The organism is Pseudomonas sp. R151218B TE3479 (assembly GCF_053629195.1).
Window position 1 is genome coordinate 1,016,578 of sequence record NZ_JBRJHV010000001.1, and the last position, 17,036, is coordinate 1,033,613.

At 61.7% G+C, this 17,036-nt stretch carries 14 protein-coding genes; 9 read left to right on the forward strand and 5 right to left on the reverse strand.

Annotated elements, in window-relative coordinates; all coding sequences use genetic code 11:
- Window positions 1-58: 58 nt before the first annotated feature.
- Entirely contained in the window at window positions 59-988 is a 930-nt protein-coding gene (gene znuA / locus AB7M32_RS04635; protein WP_454249214.1) for a zinc ABC transporter substrate-binding protein ZnuA, read from the forward strand.
- Window positions 989-1,162: 174 nt separating this feature from the next.
- On the opposite strand, the gene AB7M32_RS04640 is transcribed toward znuA, so the two are convergent.
- Window positions 1,163-2,113 (reverse strand): homoserine kinase, encoded by a 951-nt coding sequence (locus tag AB7M32_RS04640; protein WP_454249215.1) that lies wholly within the window; start codon window positions 2,111-2,113, stop codon window positions 1,163-1,165.
- 60 nt (window positions 2,114-2,173) lie between these two features.
- Window positions 2,174-2,461 carry a DUF2782 domain-containing protein gene (locus AB7M32_RS04645; RefSeq protein WP_018602771.1) on the reverse strand — a complete coding sequence of 96 codons (288 nt, stop codon included), beginning with the start codon at window positions 2,459-2,461 and terminating at the stop codon, window positions 2,174-2,176.
- A gap of 74 nt (window positions 2,462-2,535) precedes the next feature.
- Between AB7M32_RS04645 and polA the strand changes: the two genes are divergently transcribed.
- Entirely contained in the window at window positions 2,536-5,304 is a 2,769-nt protein-coding gene (gene polA, locus AB7M32_RS04650; RefSeq protein WP_454249216.1) for a DNA polymerase I, read from the forward strand.
- A 437-nt stretch (window positions 5,305-5,741) separates the two neighbouring features.
- On the opposite strand, the gene yihA is transcribed toward polA, so the two are convergent.
- Window positions 5,742-6,383: a ribosome biogenesis GTP-binding protein YihA/YsxC gene (gene yihA, locus AB7M32_RS04655; RefSeq protein WP_072407710.1), complete on the reverse strand. Its 642-nt coding sequence runs from the start codon at window positions 6,381-6,383 to the stop codon at window positions 5,742-5,744.
- Window positions 6,384-6,574: 191 nt separating this feature from the next.
- Here yihA and AB7M32_RS04660 point away from each other — a divergent pair, with 191 nt between their 5' ends.
- The 7 genes from AB7M32_RS04660 (at window position 6,575) to AB7M32_RS04690 (ending at window position 13,867) form a co-directional block, all read left to right on the forward strand.
- Window positions 6,575-6,865 carry a c-type cytochrome gene (locus AB7M32_RS04660; protein ID WP_003196231.1) on the forward strand — a complete coding sequence of 97 codons (291 nt, stop codon included), beginning with the start codon at window positions 6,575-6,577 and terminating at the stop codon, window positions 6,863-6,865.
- A gap of 46 nt (window positions 6,866-6,911) precedes the next feature.
- Complete coding sequence (locus tag AB7M32_RS04665) at window positions 6,912-7,523, forward strand: c-type cytochrome (protein ID WP_454249217.1); 612 nt, start codon at window positions 6,912-6,914, stop codon at window positions 7,521-7,523.
- Between the two features lie 188 nt (window positions 7,524-7,711).
- Window positions 7,712-8,356 (forward strand): thiol:disulfide interchange protein DsbA/DsbL, encoded by a 645-nt coding sequence (locus AB7M32_RS04670; protein ID WP_072407714.1) that lies wholly within the window; start codon window positions 7,712-7,714, stop codon window positions 8,354-8,356.
- Between the two features lie 15 nt (window positions 8,357-8,371).
- Window positions 8,372-9,250 (forward strand): endonuclease/exonuclease/phosphatase family protein, encoded by an 879-nt coding sequence (locus AB7M32_RS04675; protein ID WP_454249218.1) that lies wholly within the window; start codon window positions 8,372-8,374, stop codon window positions 9,248-9,250.
- On the forward strand, window positions 9,247-11,295 hold the full coding sequence (locus AB7M32_RS04680; RefSeq protein WP_454249219.1) for a diguanylate cyclase: 2,049 nt from the start codon (window positions 9,247-9,249) through the stop codon (window positions 11,293-11,295). The genes AB7M32_RS04675 and AB7M32_RS04680 overlap by 4 nt, the downstream gene beginning before the upstream one ends.
- A 103-nt stretch (window positions 11,296-11,398) precedes the next feature.
- Window positions 11,399-12,178, forward strand: a complete 780-nt coding sequence (locus AB7M32_RS04685; RefSeq protein WP_454249220.1) for an N-acetylmuramoyl-L-alanine amidase — start codon at window positions 11,399-11,401, stop codon at window positions 12,176-12,178.
- A 75-nt stretch (window positions 12,179-12,253) separates the two neighbouring features.
- A complete protein-coding gene (locus AB7M32_RS04690; RefSeq protein ID WP_454252100.1) occupies window positions 12,254-13,867 on the forward strand; it encodes an EAL domain-containing protein in 1,614 nt (537 codons plus the stop codon).
- 19 nt (window positions 13,868-13,886) lie between these two features.
- On the opposite strand, the gene AB7M32_RS04695 is transcribed toward AB7M32_RS04690, so the two are convergent.
- The gene (locus AB7M32_RS04695) at window positions 13,887-15,677 is read right to left on the reverse strand and encodes an ATP-binding protein (protein ID WP_454249221.1); all 1,791 of its coding nucleotides are present in this window, start codon (window positions 15,675-15,677) and stop codon (window positions 13,887-13,889) included.
- Between the two features lie 10 nt (window positions 15,678-15,687).
- Entirely contained in the window at window positions 15,688-17,034 is a 1,347-nt protein-coding gene (gene algB / locus AB7M32_RS04700; RefSeq protein WP_053126909.1) for a sigma-54-dependent response regulator transcription factor AlgB, read from the reverse strand.
- Window positions 17,035-17,036: the final 2 nt, after the last annotated feature.

The window sequence follows — 17,036 nt, forward strand, 5'->3', positions numbered from 1 at the left end:
ACGAGTTTAGTGAGAGACGTTATTATGTTACCCGTTCTCGCCTCTTCGAGTGGTCATCGTGTCCCGATTTTTTTCGCTCTTTGTCGCTTTTGTCGCAAGTTTTCTACTGATTGGCCCGGCCCAGGCCGACGTCAAGGTTCTCACCAGCATCAAGCCGTTGCAACTGATTGCCGCCGCTGTGCAGGAGGGCGTGGCCGTTCCGGAAGTGTTGCTGCCGCCAGGGGCTTCGCCGCATCACTATGCGTTGCGGCCATCGGACGTGCGCAAGGTGCAGTCGGTGGACCTGCTGTACTGGATTGGGCCGGACATGGAGGGTTTCCTGCCGCGTGTATTGAACAGTCGTACGCTGCCGTCGGTCGCGGTGCAGGCGCTGCCGGGGCTCAAGTTGCGTCACTTCGCCCAGGACAGCGCATCCCACGAGGATGATGACCATGACGGCGATGAGCACGATCACGACCACCGCCCCGGCACCGTGGATGCCCACCTGTGGCTATCGCCGCACAATGCGCGGGTGATCGCCGCGAAAATGGCGGCTGACCTGAGCGCGGCGGATCCGGCGAATGCGGCCCGCTACCAGAGCAACCTCACGGGTTTCAACCAGCGTCTCGACGCCTTGGACGCGCGCCTCAAGACGCGTCTGGCCGGGGTCGCGGGCAAACCGTATTTCGTGTTCCACGAAGCGTTCGACTATTTCGAAGACAACTACGGCCTCAAGCACGCCGGGGTGTTCGCCGTGGCCGCCGAAGTCCAGCCCGGCGCCCAGCATGTGGCGGCGATGCGCACGCGCTTGCAAGCGGTGGGCAAGACCTGCGTCTTCAGCGAACCGCCGTTGCGCCCGCGCCTGGCCGAAACCCTGGTGGCCGGGTTGCCGGTGAAACTGGCGGAGCTGGATGCACTGGGCGGCTATACCCCGGCGACGGCGCAGGGGTATGAGCAGTTGTTGGAGAAGTTGGGGAATGATCTGGCGGGGTGCCTGGAGTCGCTATGACCCCGTCGATGCACAAACCTGTGGCGAGGGGATTTATCCCCGTTGGGGCGCGCAGCGGCCCCCAAGAAGCAACTTCCGCCGCGGTCCGTCAGATCCAAAGCATGGGGCTGCTTCGCAGCCCAGCGGGGATAAATCCCCTCGCCACAAGAGCAGCCGCTTCGCGCTTGCCTGCTGTTACAGGGCAAAAGGCAACAACGCATGAACCGTCTGCCGCTGCGCCAAGCGCTGCTGGAACTCCATCGGATCGTGAATCAACACATCCTGCCCGGCGAACGACTCGGCGGCGATCAACCGCGACAGCCAGAAACGCACGCACGCCACACGCAGCATGGTTGGCCACAGCTCGGCCTCGGCGGCGGTGAACGGCCGTAGCGCCGCATAGGCACCCAGCAATGCCCGCGCTCTCGGGCCATCGAGCGCACCGTCGTCATCCGAACACCAGTCGTTCAAAGCAATGGTGACGTCATACAGCATCGGCCCGGAGCAGGCGTTGTAGAAGTCGATCAACCCGGTCAGGTGCGTGCCTTCGAACATCGCATTGTCGCGGAACAGATCGGCATGGATGTTGGCTCGAGGCAGCGCCAGGATGCCTACCTTCTTCAACGAAATTTCATCCAGCGCAGCCTCCAGCAACTGACGCGGCGCGGTATCGAGGTGCGAGAGCAGCTTGGCGCCCTCCTCCTGCATCCAGTCCAGGCCACGATCGGTCTTGCGCTTGATCATGTTGTCCCGGGTCGCCAAGTGCAGATGCGCCAGCAACTCCCCGACCTGGGCGCAGTGCTGGGCGTTGGCCTGCTTGATGTGCTTGCCCGCCAGGCGCGGTTGCAACAGCGCCGGCTTGCCCGCCAGTTCCCGCAACGCCACGCCGTCGGTGGTGCGCAAGGCGTAAGGCACCGGCAGGTCGGCGTCATGCAGCACGTCCAGCAGTTCGATGAAGAACGGCATCTCCTGCACCGGGCCGCGCTCGACCAGGGTCAGGACGAATTCGCCCTGCTCCAGGCTGACGAAGAAATTGGTGTTTTCGCTGCCGGCGGCGATCCCCTGGAAATCAAGCAGGCGGCCGAGCCCGTAAGGGGCGAGAAAGGTTTCCAGCTCGGGCCGAGCCAGGGGCGTGAACACAGACATGGTTAAAAACTGCCAGTACGGGCGCCCTTCAGCGGGCGCCGGTTGAAGTCGCGAGCGGTATTACCACTCAAAGATTTTCCACGACGGAATCAGCATATCCGGCTGATCCGAACGGATGAAGTTTGCATCGGTACCGTCGGCCCGCACCAGGAAATAAGGCTTGCCGTTCTTGGGCGTGACCTTGATCGCGTACAAAAAACCGTTTTGCCGGTACTCCTGAATGGTTTTATCGCCTTCGGTGCGGATGGTGACATCCGGGTCCGCCGAGGGGGCGTCGTCCGCCGCCATGACGGCCAACGGGGTGATTGCAAACAAGCCAGCCAGTAACAGGCGATTTAGTGTGCGCATGATAACCTTGTCCCTTTGTCGTCAACGGTCCCGCTATTCTAGCCCCGGACCCGCCGAAAAGGTTGATCCTGCTCATGAGCCAAGCCCCCCTCGTCCTGGTGGACGGTTCTTCTTATCTGTACCGCGCCTTTCACGCGCTGCCACCGCTGACCACATCCAAAGGCCTGCCGACCGGTGCGGTCAAAGGCGTGTTGAACATGCTCAAGAGCCTGCGCAAGCAGTATCCGGACAGTCCGTTCGCCGTGGTCTTCGACGCCAAGGGTGGGACATTTCGCGATGCGCTGTACGCCGAATACAAGGCCAACCGCCCGAGCATGCCCGACGACATGCGCGTGCAGATCGAGCCGCTGCATGCCAGCGTCAAGGCCCTGGGTTTCCCGCTGCTGTGCGTGGACAACGTCGAAGCCGATGACGTGATCGGCACCCTGGCCCGCAGCAGCGCGGCGGCCGACCGCCCGGTGGTGATCTCCACTGGCGACAAGGACATGGCGCAGTTGGTCGACGGGCACATTACCTTGGTCAATACCATGACCGGTAGCGCCCTGGACGTGGCTGGCGTGAAGGAGAAGTTTGGCGTCGCTCCAGAGCAGATCATCGATTACCTGGCGCTGATGGGCGATTCGTCCGACAACATCCCGGGCGTTCCGGGCATCGGACCGAAGACCGCTTCCGGCCTGCTGGTGGGCGTCAATGGCGGCCTGACCGAGCTGTACGCGCAACTGGACATCGTCGCCACTTTGCCGATCCGTGGCGCCAAGACCCTGGCCGCCAAGCTCGAAGAGCACAAGGAAATGGCGTTTCTTTCCTACGAGCTGGCGACCATCAAGACCGACGTGCCGTTGGATATCGGCCTTGACGACCTGCAGATGGGCGCACCCGATCACGAGAAGCTGGCTGAGCTGTACACATTGCTGGAGTTCAAGAGCTGGTTCGAGGAAAACCAGCGGGACGCCAAGCGTGCCGGCCAGGAGATCGTCGAAGTAGTCGAAGAACAGCCCGGCGCCGCAGAGGCCAAGTACGAGGTTATTCTCGAGCAGGCGCGCTTCGAGGCGTGGCTGGCGAAACTGGACAAAGCGCCGCTGTTCGCTTTTGTCACCGAAACCAACGGCGGTGATGCCCAGCATTCGCAACTGGTCGGCCTGTCGTTCGCCGTGGCCCCTTTCGAGGCGGCCTACATCCCGCTGACCCACTCCTATATGGGCGTGCCGGAGCAACTGGACCGCGACACGGTGCTCACGGCGCTCAAGCCGCTGTTGGAAAACCCGGACAAGGTTAAGATCGGCCAGCACGCCAAGTTCGAAACCAACATCCTGGCCAACTGCGCCATCGGTGGCGATCAGAACAACGGCATCCTGGTCCAGGGCATCGCCTTCGACACCATGCTCGAATCCTACGTGCTGGATTCCACCGCGACCCGCCACGACATGGACAGCCTGGCGCTCAAGTACCTGGGCCAGAGCAAGACCGATTTCCAGGACATCGCTGGCAAAGGGGTCAAGCAACTGACCTTCGACCAGATCTCCCTGGAACTGGCCGGCCCTTACGCCGCCGAAGACGCCGACGTGACCTTCCGCTTGCACCAGGCCTTGCAGGAAAAGCTGGCCGCCACGCCAAGCCTGGCCCCGGTGCTCAACGACATCGAAATGCCGCTGATGCCGGTCCTGGCGCGCATCGAGCGCCAGGGCGCGTTGGTCGATGCCAACCTGCTGGGCGTACAGAGTGTCGAGCTGGGGGAAAAACTGGTGGCGCTGGAGCGTGAGGCGTTTGCCATCGCCGGCGAGGAGTTCAACCTGGGTTCGCCGAAGCAATTGGGCGTGATCCTGTACGAAAAGCTCGGCTTGCCGGTGCTCAGCAAAACCGCCAAGGGCCAGGCGTCTACCGCCGAAGCGGTGCTCGCCGAACTGGCGGAGCAGGATTACCCGCTGCCCAAGGTGCTGATGCAGTACCGCTCCCTGAGCAAGCTCAAGAGCACCTACACCGATCGCCTGCCGGAACAGATCAACAGCCGCACCGGCCGCGTCCACACTAATTACCAGCAGGCCGTCGCCGCGACCGGGCGCCTGTCATCCATCGACCCGAACCTGCAGAACATCCCGATCCGTACCGCCGAAGGCCGCCGGATTCGTCAGGCGTTCGTCGCGCCGAAAGGCTACAAGCTGCTGGCGGCGGACTATTCGCAGATCGAACTGCGGATCATGGCGCACCTGGCCAAGGACGAAGGGTTGCTTCATGCGTTTCGTAATGACCTGGACGTGCACCGGGCCACGGCCGCCGAGGTGTTTGGCGTCGATCTGGACGCGGTCACCCATGACCAGCGCCGCAGCGCCAAGGCGATCAACTTCGGCTTGATCTATGGCATGAGCGCGTTCGGTCTGGCCAAACAGATTGGCGTCGATCGCAAGCAGTCCCAGGCCTACATCGACCGCTACTTCACTCGCTACCCGGGTGTGCTGGCGTACATGGAACGCACTCGCGCCCAGGCGGCCGAGCAAGGTTTTGTCGAAACCATTTTCGGTCGCCGGTTGTACTTGCCGGACATCAACGCAAAAAACCCGGCCCTGCGCAAAGGCGCCGAGCGCACCGCCATCAACGCGCCGATGCAGGGCACGGCGGCCGACATCATCAAGAAAGCCATGGTCGCCGTGGACCGCTGGCTGACGGCGTCCGGGCTGGATGCGAAGGTCATCCTGCAGGTCCACGACGAACTGGTGCTGGAAGTGCGTGAAGACCTGGTCGATCAGGTGCGCGAAGAAATCCGCCAGCACATGAGCACCGCCGCCACGCTGGACGTGCCGCTGTTGGTGGAAGTGGGCGTGGGCAATAACTGGGACGAGGCGCACTGATTCCCAAGCCCTGAGTCGAGGGCTCTTGTGGCGGCTGATACCTCTGCGGGGAATGAAAGATGGCCATCGCGAGCAAGCTCGCTCCCACAATGGGTTTTGTGTCGAGCCGAATACCGAGCCCAGCACCAATTCCCTGTGGGAGCGAGCTTGCTCGCGATAGCGTCGGCCCAGACACCCATGCCCCATAGAGTCACCGAAAAACCAGGGACGGATATCTTTAGTTCGGAAAATTCCTAAGGCTATTTCCAAAAATAATCTGAACTAAACCCGTGAATCGCCACTCAGAGATTCTGAATGGCTGGTGAAGCCCTTCAATGCTCCTATGTTGTGTTAAGTGTTGGCAGATATCTGGACCCCGCCCTAGCGGTCCGGAACTTGGACCCCGAACTTCCCCCTCCCCATAAGAAGTCCGGGGTTTTTTTTGCCTGCGATTTGGCTTATTCGGCCGCTTCGCTGCCCTTGTCCGCCAATTCCATCCAGTCGGCCAGCACCGTGTAGGCTTCTTCCAGGCCCATACGCTTGGGTGCGGAGAACAACTGGATGGTGATCGCGTCGCCCCAGCCTTTGCGAATTTCCGACTGCACTTTGAGCAAAGTGTTTTTGGCTGCGCCATAGGTGAGCTTGTCGGCCTTGGTCAGCAGGATGTGCATCGGCATGCCGCTGGCGACCGCCCAATCGAGCATCAACAGGTCGAAGTCGGTCATCGGATGGCGGATGTCCATCATCAGGATCAGGCCTTTCAAACTCTCGCGGCTACCCAGGTACGCTTCCAGGTGGCGCTGCCAGTGTTGCTTGAGCGGGATCGGGACCTTGGCGTAGCCGTAGCCGGGCAGGTCGACCAAACGCCGTTCATCGTCTAGCTTGAAGAAGTTCAAGAGCTGCGTGCGACCCGGGGTTTTCGAGGTGCGTGCCAGGCTCGCATGGGTCAAGGTGTTCAGAGCGCTGGATTTGCCGGCGTTGGAACGCCCGGCAAAAGCCACTTCGAAGCCTTCGTCGTCTGGGCATTGATCGACTTTGGCGGCGCTGAGCATGAAGGTGGACTGTTGGCACAGGCCAAGGATGGGGTTCTTCAGTTGCATGAGATTTCCGATGTGGGCGGCGTCGGGAATGGACGCGGCAAGCTGTGTCGTTTCCGTTTCAGTGACGCCAGTATATAATGCCGCAGATTTTGTGTGCGCTTTGTCCCAGCGTAGGATGAGGCTCACGGGAGCGACCGACCGAAATTGCGCATTAGAACGCAGCTCGTTCCCAACCCTGAAAAGGTCGTTTTATGACGAAATGGCTGCTAGCTGCCGGTGTCTTGATGCCGCTTTACAGCGCTCAGGCTACACAGGATCCGGAAGCTGTGTACAACCGTGTTTGTGGTGCCTGTCATTCCGGCCAACTCCCCATGGCGCCTCGCAAGGGCGATCAGGAAGCTTGGACGCCGAGGTTGGCGAAAGGTATGGAGACGCTGGTGCAACACGTGACCCAGGGTTTCAAGGCGATGCCGCCGCGTGGTTTGTGCATGGACTGCAGTGCCGAGGATTACCGAGCCATCATCCAGTGGATGAGCGAGTAAACCCGGTCCATAACTCTTTAACCCTTAGCCGTAGTTGGATTAGCTGATGAACAAACTGATCGTGAGTCTGCTGTTGACCTTGGGGATATCCGGCGTAGCCCACGCCGCTGGCGATGCCGCTGCCGGTCAGGCGAAAGCGGCCGTATGCGGGGCCTGCCACGGCCCGGATGGCAATAGCATGGCGCCCAACTTTCCGAAACTGGCGGGCCAGGGCGAGCGTTACCTGAACAAGCAACTGCACGACATCAAGTCCGGCAAGCGTACGGTGCTGGAAATGACCGGCCTGCTGACCAACCTGAGCGATCAGGACCTGGCGGACATCGCGGCCTATTTCGCCAGCCAGAAGGGCAGCGTCGGCGCCGCCGATCCAAAACTCGTGGCTCGCGGTGAAGCGCTGTTCCGTGGCGGCGACCTCGACAAAGGCTTGCCAGCCTGCACCGGTTGCCACTCCCCGGATGGCAAAGGCAACGCCGCTGCCGGTTTCCCACACCTGGGCGGCCAGCATGCCCAGTACGTCGGCAAGCAACTGACCGACTTCCGCAAAGAAGAAGGCGGCCGGACCAACGACGGCGACACCAAACCCATGCAGAGCATCGCCAAAAAGCTGAGCGACGAAGATATCGCGGCTGTCTCCAGCTACATCCAGGGCCTGCACTAAGGCCGTTGCGAGGGGATACACCTCTTGCAACGTTAACGCTCGATTAATCTGTCGATGCGAGCATCAAAAGGGTGGCTTTGGCCGCCCTTTTTTGTGGCCGCTGCCGTTACACTAGAGAACTTGAACCCGCCACGGTCTGTCTTAAGAAACAGGTCTTGCGAGGCCCCCTCATTGTCCAGGAGTAAAGCATGCGTAATCTGATCATCAGCGCCGCGCTCGTCGCCGCCAGCCTGTTCGGCATCGGCGCTCAAGCCAACGCCGAGGAATCGAAAGCCCCCTACGTCGAGTTGACCAACCCCGTTCCGGTGGCGGCGCCTGGCAAGATCGAAGTGGTGGAGTTGTTCTGGTACGGCTGCCCGCATTGCTACGCTTTCGAGCCGGTAATCAACCCATGGGTCGAGAAACTGCCATCTGACGTCAACTTCGTGCGCATCCCCGCCATGTTCGGTGGCCCGTGGGACGCCCACGGCCAGATGTTCCTGACCCTCGAAGCCATGGGTGTCGAGCACAAGGTTCACGCTGCCGTTTTCAACGCGATCCAGAAAGAACACAAGAAGCTGACCGACAAAGAAGACATGGCGGACTTCCTGGCGACCCAAGGCGTAGACAAGGACAAGTTCCTGGCCACCTTCGACTCCTTTGCCATCCAGGGCCAGATCAAGAAGGCCCGTGAGCTGGCGAAGAAATACGAGATCACGGGCGTACCGACCATGATCGTCAACGGTAAGTATCGCTTTGACATCGGCTCTGCCGGCGGTGCTGAACAAGCGCTGCAACTGGCCGACCAACTGATCGCCAAAGAGCGAGCGGCCACCAAGGCTGCCGCCAACTAAGCGCGGCCCACGCCCATGGCCCGCTGGAGTACCGAACGCATCGTTGGCCTGCATGAACCACGGGTCAACGAGCACCATGTCACGTCCACGGGCCTGCCTGGCGATAGCCGCTTGCGGCTGCTCAGCTTCAATATCCAGGTGGGCATCAGCACCGAACGCTACCGGCATTACCTGACCCGCGGCTGGCAACACTTGCTGCCGCACACCGGCCGTGCCGGCAACTTGCAGAAAATCGGCGACCTGCTCAAGGATTTCGACCTGGTAGCCCTGCAAGAGGCCGACGGCGGGAGCTTGCGGTCAGGCTACGTCAATCAGGTGGAACACCTGGCCCAACTGGGCGCCTTCCCCTACTGGTACCAACAACTCAATCGCAACCTCGGACGGCTCGGCCAGCACAGCAATGGCGTGTTGAGTCGTTTGCGTCCCTGGGCGATCGAGGACCATCCGCTGCCGGGCCCCAAGGGGCGCGGGGCGATTCTTGCGCGTTTCGGCGAAGGGCCGGAAGCGCTGATCGTGGTCATGATGCACCTGGCGCTCGGGGCGCGTACTCGGACGATGCAGCTGGCGTACATTCGCGAGCTGATCGGCGGCTACAAGCACCAGATACTGATGGGTGACATGAACACCCATGCCACCGACCTGCTGCAGACCTCGCCTCTGCGCGATCTCGGTCTGCTCGCCCCACAACTGGAAGCGACATTCCCCAGCTGGCGCCCGCAGCGCTGCCTGGACCATATCCTGTTGAGCCCGACCCTGACCCTCGAACGCGTCGAGGTGTTGGCCCAACCCATTTCCGATCACCTGCCGGTCGCGGTAGAAATTCGTTTGCCGGGTTCGCTCACGGCCGATGCATTCCCCGCGTTGAGTGCTGCCCCTCGCGGATCCGATGAATGAGCGACGACGCCGAACGCTGGAGAGAGAAATACTTAAAGAGTATCGAACAGCAGGAAAAGCTTGAGCGCCGCTGGGATGCTCGGCTCGACTTGTTGCGTCGTGGCCTGGTGCGCAGCACCCTGGCCGCCGAGGGCTCTGATCGGGTCGTCGACCAATGCATGAAAGAGATGCGCGAGGTGGTGCGCACCGATGACATGGACGCCGGCCTCGCCGCCCTGCTGCCGCGCCTGGAGAAAGCCGTACTCGATTCCGAGCAGCGCCGCGAAACCCGAATCGAGCAGATGAGCACCGCATTGACGGCCCTGGTGGCCCAGTTGCAAAGCCTGCCGCTGCCGAAGGAAGTCAGCCGGCCCCTGAAGAAATTTTCCAAGCAGTTGGAAGATCGGGTCGGCCAGGCCCGGGAGATTCCGCTGCTGCTCAGCGAATTGAGCGGTTTGCAAGGCAAGGCACTGAGGTCCTTGGACGCTCCTGTCGAACCGAGCCGCCCCGGATTGCTGCAACGGCTGTTTGGTGGCCAAGGCCATGAGGACGTGCCGCCCCAGCCTCACGAGCCAGCCCAGGCCAACGTGGCGCCCCCGGCAGACACCGCCCTGCCAGTAGTCGTTGAGCCGGCAGTCCACACAGCACCAGCACCAGCCCCGTCGGTAGCGGAGCAAGCACCCACGTTGGAGGCAGTGCCCGAGCCGGTCGACCAGATTACGCCGCAGACCGAACTCGCGCCGGCGCTCCCTCCGGCACCAGCAGCCGAAGTGGCTCAGCCGATCGGCGAGCCGGACGAAGCCGCCGAGCCAGCCCCCTTGCCAGCGGTGATCGCCGACGAACTCCCGGAAGCGGCACCCACCCTGGAAAATCCCGACGAGCTGATGCCCGAGGAGGCGCCACAGGCCCTCCCCGACCCCTCGGCGCCTCCAGCAGAAGCCGAGCCTGACGCGCCCGCGCCCTTGGCCGCCGCCGATGTGGCTGACGCCCAATACGCCCTGCCCGACTCGCCTGAACCATCCTACAGCTCGGTCGCCAGGCATATCGAAGACACTTTGCTGGGCCTGTTGGGCGACCTGACCTTGCCCGAGCGTCATCGGCCACAAGCCGAAGCCATGCGTGAGCGGTTGCGAAATGGCTTGAACTGGTACGAACTGCTACCGATCCTCGATGATCTGGCGGTATTGATGCTAGCCATCACCGACACCGGCCAGCATGAATTCGAAGCGTACCTGCAACGCCTCAATGATCGTCTCGAGTCATTCCAGAGCAGCCTGCAGGCCGCCAGTGAGGATCATGCCGACAACCTCTCGGCCTCCCGGGAAATGGACACCCAGATTCGCGAACAGGTAGACGGCCTGCAAAGCAGCGTGCAACAAGCCGATGACTTGGAAGGCCTCAAGCAGGTGCTCGAGAATCACCTCGAAGGCTTGCTCGGGACAATGGACCAGCACCGCCGGCAACGTGATCAACGCGAGCAGGAAGTCTCGACGCGCCTGAAAAGCCTGGCCGATCGCGTCGCGCTGATGGAGCAGGACGCCCAGGTCGTGCGGGAGAATCTCGAGGAACAGCGGCAAAAAGCGCTGGTCGATCCGCTCACGGGGTTGCCCAACCGCGCCGCCTGGTCCGAGCGTCTGGAGCACGAAGTCGTCCAGTGGCACCAGCACGGCAACAGCTTGCTGCTGGCCATGCTCGATCTCGATCATTTCAAGCGCATCAATGACAACTACGGCCATCTGGCCGGTGACCGGGTGTTGAAACTCATCGCCTCGGTCCTGCGAAAACGCCTGCGTGGCGGCGATTTCATTGCGCGTTTTGGTGGCGAGGAGTTTGTCCTGCTCGTGCCGGATACCCCCCTGGCGGCTGGCGCCAAACTGGCCGAAGCGCTGCGGCTGGCCATCGAAGCCTGCCCGTTTCATTTCAAGGGCGAACCGGTGACGGTGACGGTATCGGTGGGCATGACAGCTTTCAAGCCGGGCGAACACAGCGACTCGGTGCTTAAAAGAGCCGATCAGGCGCTTTACCGAGCCAAAAATGCCGGTCGCAACCGCGTGGAGCTGGGCTGAGATCTAATTGTTCCAATTTGTTTAATATCGTCCCGCGCATCGGATCATCGCGGGGCGATACGTTACACTGTTGCATTACTTCCAGCGCGTAATGCCTTCCGCCATGAAATTGTTCTCGCTCATTGTTTCTTTATTTATCCTGGCCGGCTGCACCAGCGGCCCTCGGTTCGACACCAGTCACCCCTCCGTCAACCATGACAACCGCATCCAATTCGTGGTGGTGCATTACACCTCGGCGTCCCTGGAGCGTTCACTGGCCCTGCTGACCCATGGCGAAGTCAGTGCCCATTACCTGATTGGCGACGATAAAGACGCGACCATCTACAAGCTGGTGGATGAAAGCCGGCGCGCCTGGCACGCCGGGGAAAGTGAATGGGAAGGCCGGACCTGGCTCAATTCCAGTTCCATCGGCATCGAAATCGTCAATCCGGGTTTCGTCGACACGCCTACCGGGCGCCTCTGGTATCCCTACAGCGAAGCTCAGGTCCAGGCCTTGACCGTCTTGCTCAAGGACATCATCCAACGCAACGGGATCAGCCCGCGCAGCATCATCGGCCACAGCGACATCGCACCCCTGCGCAAGCTTGATCCGGGGCCGCTGTTCCCCTGGAAGCGGCTGGCGCAAGAGGGCCTGGGGGTGTGGCCGGATGAACAAGCCGTCGCACGCCAGCAGGTTTCCTTCGCAACGCAGCTACCGCCTGCCAGTTGGTTCCAGGCCGAGCTGGCCCGTCTGGGCTATCCGACGCCCCAGACCGGCGAATGGGACGTGGCCACCCACCACGTGCTGGCCGCTTTTCAGATGCACTATCGACCGACCCGCTTCGATGGCATGCCGGATCCGCAAAGCGCGGCAATTCTGCAGGTGCTCAACCAGACAAAATAATGACGCCCGTCCGACGAATCGGGCCAAATTCAAATCAGAAGCTATAACTCATTGGTAACTTTCGGATTACCCATGATGACGGCTGCCCGCGAAACCTTACAGAGCTGGCTCCATCGCCCCCTGTTCCTGGCGATGATGGCGGCTGCCCTGAGTACCTTCCTACTGCTGACGGGCAGTCTGTTCGTGGTCGTGCAGCAGATCCAGCAGCGGGAAAGCGACCAGATGAATGCCCAGGGCGAGCGCTTCCTGCAACGGCTGGAACAGCTTTTCGGGCAATTGCGAGAAAGCCTCGACGACCTGCAAAACCAGCCGTTGCGCGGTTGCGACGATGACATGATCGCGACCTTGCGAGAGGTCAGCTTCAATTACCGTTTCGTTTATGAAGCGGTGTACATCGATGGCAGCGGCATCTGTTCCAATCGTCCGCGCCAGAGCGGATTGTCGGTGGCCCGTCCGCCCGATCTTCGAGGCCCGACCTACAGCTATTGGCTCAATACCACCACCGAACCCAACGAAGACCGCGCTGCGTTGATGCTGGGCCGTGGCAATTTCCGAGTCGCCACCTCCCGGGGGCATTTGGCCGACGTGGTCGACCTGCCACCGGGCAGCAGCCTGCTGGTGGTCCTGGATCACGGCACGCGGGCCATTCCCGTGTTGGGCACCCAACAATACTGGCCGCCCACAGAGCCTTGGCCACCGAAAAGCCAGAATGCCTTGCAGGTGACGCAGACCCGGCTGATTTATCGAATGCCCACCGACAGCCCGGAATATCAACTGGTGCTGATCGCCCAGCGCAACGGTTTCAAGGTGCCGGCCTATGCCTGGTGGATGTTGCCCGTCAGCTTGGTGCTGGGCCTGGGGATTGGTTTCCAGGTGTTTCTGCTGGCGCGCCATCGCCAGTCGATGGATGCTGAGTTGCACGGAGCCCTCCGGCGCGGTGAATTGCAGGTGCTGTACCAGCCGATTTTCGACCTGGACAGCCGCAACTGCGTGGGTGCTGAAGCCCTACTGCGCTGGCGACGACCGGACGGCACCCTGACCAGCCCGGACCTGTTTATCCCGATGGCCGAAAACACCGGGCAGATCCGCCAGATCACCGATTTCGTGCTGCAACGGCTGTTCGATCAATTGGGCCAGCTGTTGCGGGCCAATCCGCAGTTGTATATCTCGGTGAACCTGGCGGCCTGCGATGTGATGGTGCCGCGTATTGGCGAAGTGATCGCTCGCCTGCTGGCGTTGCATCGGGTCTCGGCGCACCAGATTGCCTTCGAAGTGACCGAGCGCGGGCTGATCGATGTGTTGGTTGCCCGGGATAACCTGCAATCGCTGCGCGACGTTGGACATCAGGTGCTGATCGACGATTTCGGCACCGGTTATTGCAGCCTGGCCTACCTGCAAACCCTGCCGGTGGACTGCCTGAAAATCGACAAGGCCTTCATCGACGCTCTGGGCCACGACGCCGCTAGCAGCGGCGTGGCCCCGCACATCATCCGCATGGCTCACGCGCTGCAGCTCAAGGTGATCGCCGAAGGTATCGAGCATGAAGCCCAGGCCTCTTATTTGAGCAGCGAAGGGGTGAGGTTCGGCCAGGGCTGGCTGTTCGCCCACGCCCTCAGCGCGGTCCAGCTCATCGAATTGATTACCCGTGGCCGACGCCTGCGTGGGCGTCGCCTTGACGATGAAGCCTAGGTGTCCTCCGGCCTTGCGCTCAGACTGACAGCGCCATGTAGAACTGCGTACCCTGCCCCGGCCTCGAATAAACGCCCATGCGTCCGCCGTGGAGCTGGACGATCTCCTTGCACAGGGCCAGACCGAGGCCGGCACCACCCTTCTTGCGTCCGACCTGGACGAAAGGCTCGAAGATTCGTCCCTGTTGGCCGTAGGCAATGCCTTCACCGTTGTCTTCGACACTGATGATCACCCGCTCGCCGTGGCGTCGGGCCTGCAAGCGGATCTGGCCGTCTTCACCGGTGTGGCGCATGGCGTTGTCGATCAGGTTATCGAGCACGCGATCCAGTTGCGCAGCGTCGGCATGTAGCCGCGGCAATGGGCCCTGGATCGCCACCAGCAGCTCGATACCCTTGGCTTGGGCCTGCTCGGCGAACCGCAGCCGGGCCTCTTCCAATAGCGTGTCGATGGAACAAGGCGCCAGGGTCAGTTTTTGCAGACCGTTCTGGTAGCGAGAGAAGTTCAGCAGGTCATTGATCAGTTGCATCAGCCGCTGCATTTCTTCCGTGACGGTGTTGAGCAGGTCCGCCTCGCGGGACTCCGGTGGGAAGTGCAGGCGCTCCTGCAACAGGCCGAATGCCATGTGCATGCCCGTCACTGGCGTGCGCAGCTCATGGGAGGCACGCAGGACGAACTCACTGCGCACTCGTTCGAAGGCGCGCTGTTCGGTGACGTCATGCAGCACCATGACCGCGCCGAGGATGTGGCCCTGGGTGTGGCTGACCGGCGTGAGGCTGTAGGTCAGCACCCGCGACTCGCCATCCACCTCGATGCTCAGGTCTTCCGGTGCACGCTCCAGGGTTCCACCGCGCAGTACCAGGTGCAATTCTTCATCCAGCTCCAGGCGTCCCAGCGCCTCGCCGAGCCCTTGGCCCAGGCGCGCCTCATCCCAGCCCAATTGACGCTGGGCCACCGGGTTGAGGTGCTCCAGCTGGCCTTGGCGATCGATCATCAGCAAACCGTCGTCGATGCTGTCGAGCACCGCTTGCAAACGTTGCTGGCCGGCGAGCAGTTCATCGACATTGGTGGCCTGATGTTCGCGCAGTGCCTGGGCCATGACCCCAAAACGACGGGTCAGCAAATTCAACTCGGCGGCGGAAGAAATGGGCAGCGTGACCTCGAAATTGCCCTGGCCGATGTCATCCGCCGCCGCGGCCAGCGCCTCGATCGGTGCGCCGAAACGCCGGGCAAGGCCATGGGCCGTGATAAAGCCGATGACCAGTACCGCAAACCCCACCAGCCCCAGCAGTCCGGAAATCCACAATGCGCGTTCACGAGCGCGGTCCTGGGTTTCACTGATCTTGGTCAGGGCCTGGCGATAACTTTCGATCAGTCCATTGCGCAGCACGTTGAATTTTTCGGTGAGGTCCTTGATGCCCGTGAGCTGTCTCGGTTGCTGGCGAGAAGTGGTGAAGGCCTCGAGAAATTCAACGTAGTCGGCCTTGGCCCTGCTGAAGCTGACGGCCGTGTTGTCCAGCTTTCTTTCGTGGGCGATCCCTTGGTCGATCAGCGCCAGGTATTGCCGCTCGGATGCCTCCAGAGCGGCCAGGTCGGGCTTGTCGTCGAGCATGATAATCAACTGATCGCCGAGGGTCTGGCGCAGCTTGAGGCCCAGGTCCAGCAGGATGAAGTTGTCGCGTACCGATTGTTCCTGGGTATTGGCCATTTGCATGACGCTGACCAAGCCAAGCACTAATCCCAGCAATGCTACGGTGATCAGGGCCGAGATACTGAGAAACAGCCGTGTGCGCAGCTTCATCGCAAGTTTCATAAGGTGTCGCTCACAGGTTGTACTGCTTGCGTTTGCGATACAGCGTGGAGGCATCGATACCCAAGGTCTTGGCCGCTTGATCGAGCGTGTCAGCCGTGGCCAGCACCGCCCCGATGTGGGCTTTCTCCAGCTCGTCGAGGCTCAGTGCGGCACCGATGCGCGGTGCGTTGTTGACTGGCTGCTCGGCCATGCCCAGGTGACTGATTTCGACTTTTTCCTGCGGGCAGATGATGCTGGCGCGCTCGACGACGTTGCGCAGTTCGCGAATGTTGCCGGGCCATCGGTAGCCTAGCAGCGCTTCGCGAGCCTCGTCGCTGAAGCCCCGGGCCGGGCGCGCGTATTCCTTGACGAAGCGGGCCAGGAAGCGGTCGGCCAGGGTCAGGATGTCTTCGGCGCGCTCACGCAACGGTGGCAGATGCAGGGTGATGACGTTCAGGCGATACAGCAGGTCTTCGCGAAAGCGCCCGTCGCGCACCATGTCCTCGAGGTTGAGGTTGGTGGCGGCGAGAATCCGCACGTCGGCGCGGCGGGTGACCGGGTCCCCTACCCGCTCATATTCCTTGTCCTGGATGAACCGCAACAACTTGGGTTGCAACGTCAGGGGAAAATCGCCGATCTCGTCGAGAAACAGCGTGCCGCCGTCGGCCTGGTTGACCCGTCCCAGGGTACTTTCGCTGGCGCCGGTGAAGGCCCCACGGCTATGGCCGAACAATTCGCTTTCCATCAATTCGGCAGTCAGCGACGGGCAATTGATGGTGACGCAGGACTTTTTCGCACGCTTGCTCCAGCCGTGGATCGCCCGGGCCAACTCACCTTTACCGGTACCGGATTCGCCGAGGATCAGGATGTTGGCGTCGGTGCTGGCGACTTGGCGGGCGGTCTCCAGGACAACTTTCATCGCCGGGCTGTGAGAGTCCAGACCGTCCTTGGGTTTACGCACTTCCCCTTCCAGGGCTTCGAGCCTTGCCGACAGTTGGCGCACTTCCAACTGCTTGGCGGTGGCCAGGCGCAGTTGATCCGGGCTGCAAGGCTTGACCAGGTAGTCGGCGGCCCCGGCCTGGATCGCATCGACTGCGGTATCGACGGCCGAATGGGCGGTGACGATGACGACCCGCATCCAGGGCGCCTGGATACGCATTTGTGCCAGGACATCCAGGCCGTTGTCCTCCCCCAGGCGCAGGTCGAGAAAACACAGGTCAAACACCTGGCGTTGCAGCAGTGTGTCGGCCTGGGCGGCGCTGTTGGCGGTGGCGACGGTATAGCCTTCGTCTTCCAGGCAGTAACGGAACGTACGCAGGATGGCGGACTCATCGTCTACCAGCAGAATGCGGCCTTGGTGCTCAGTGGCGGATTCCATTT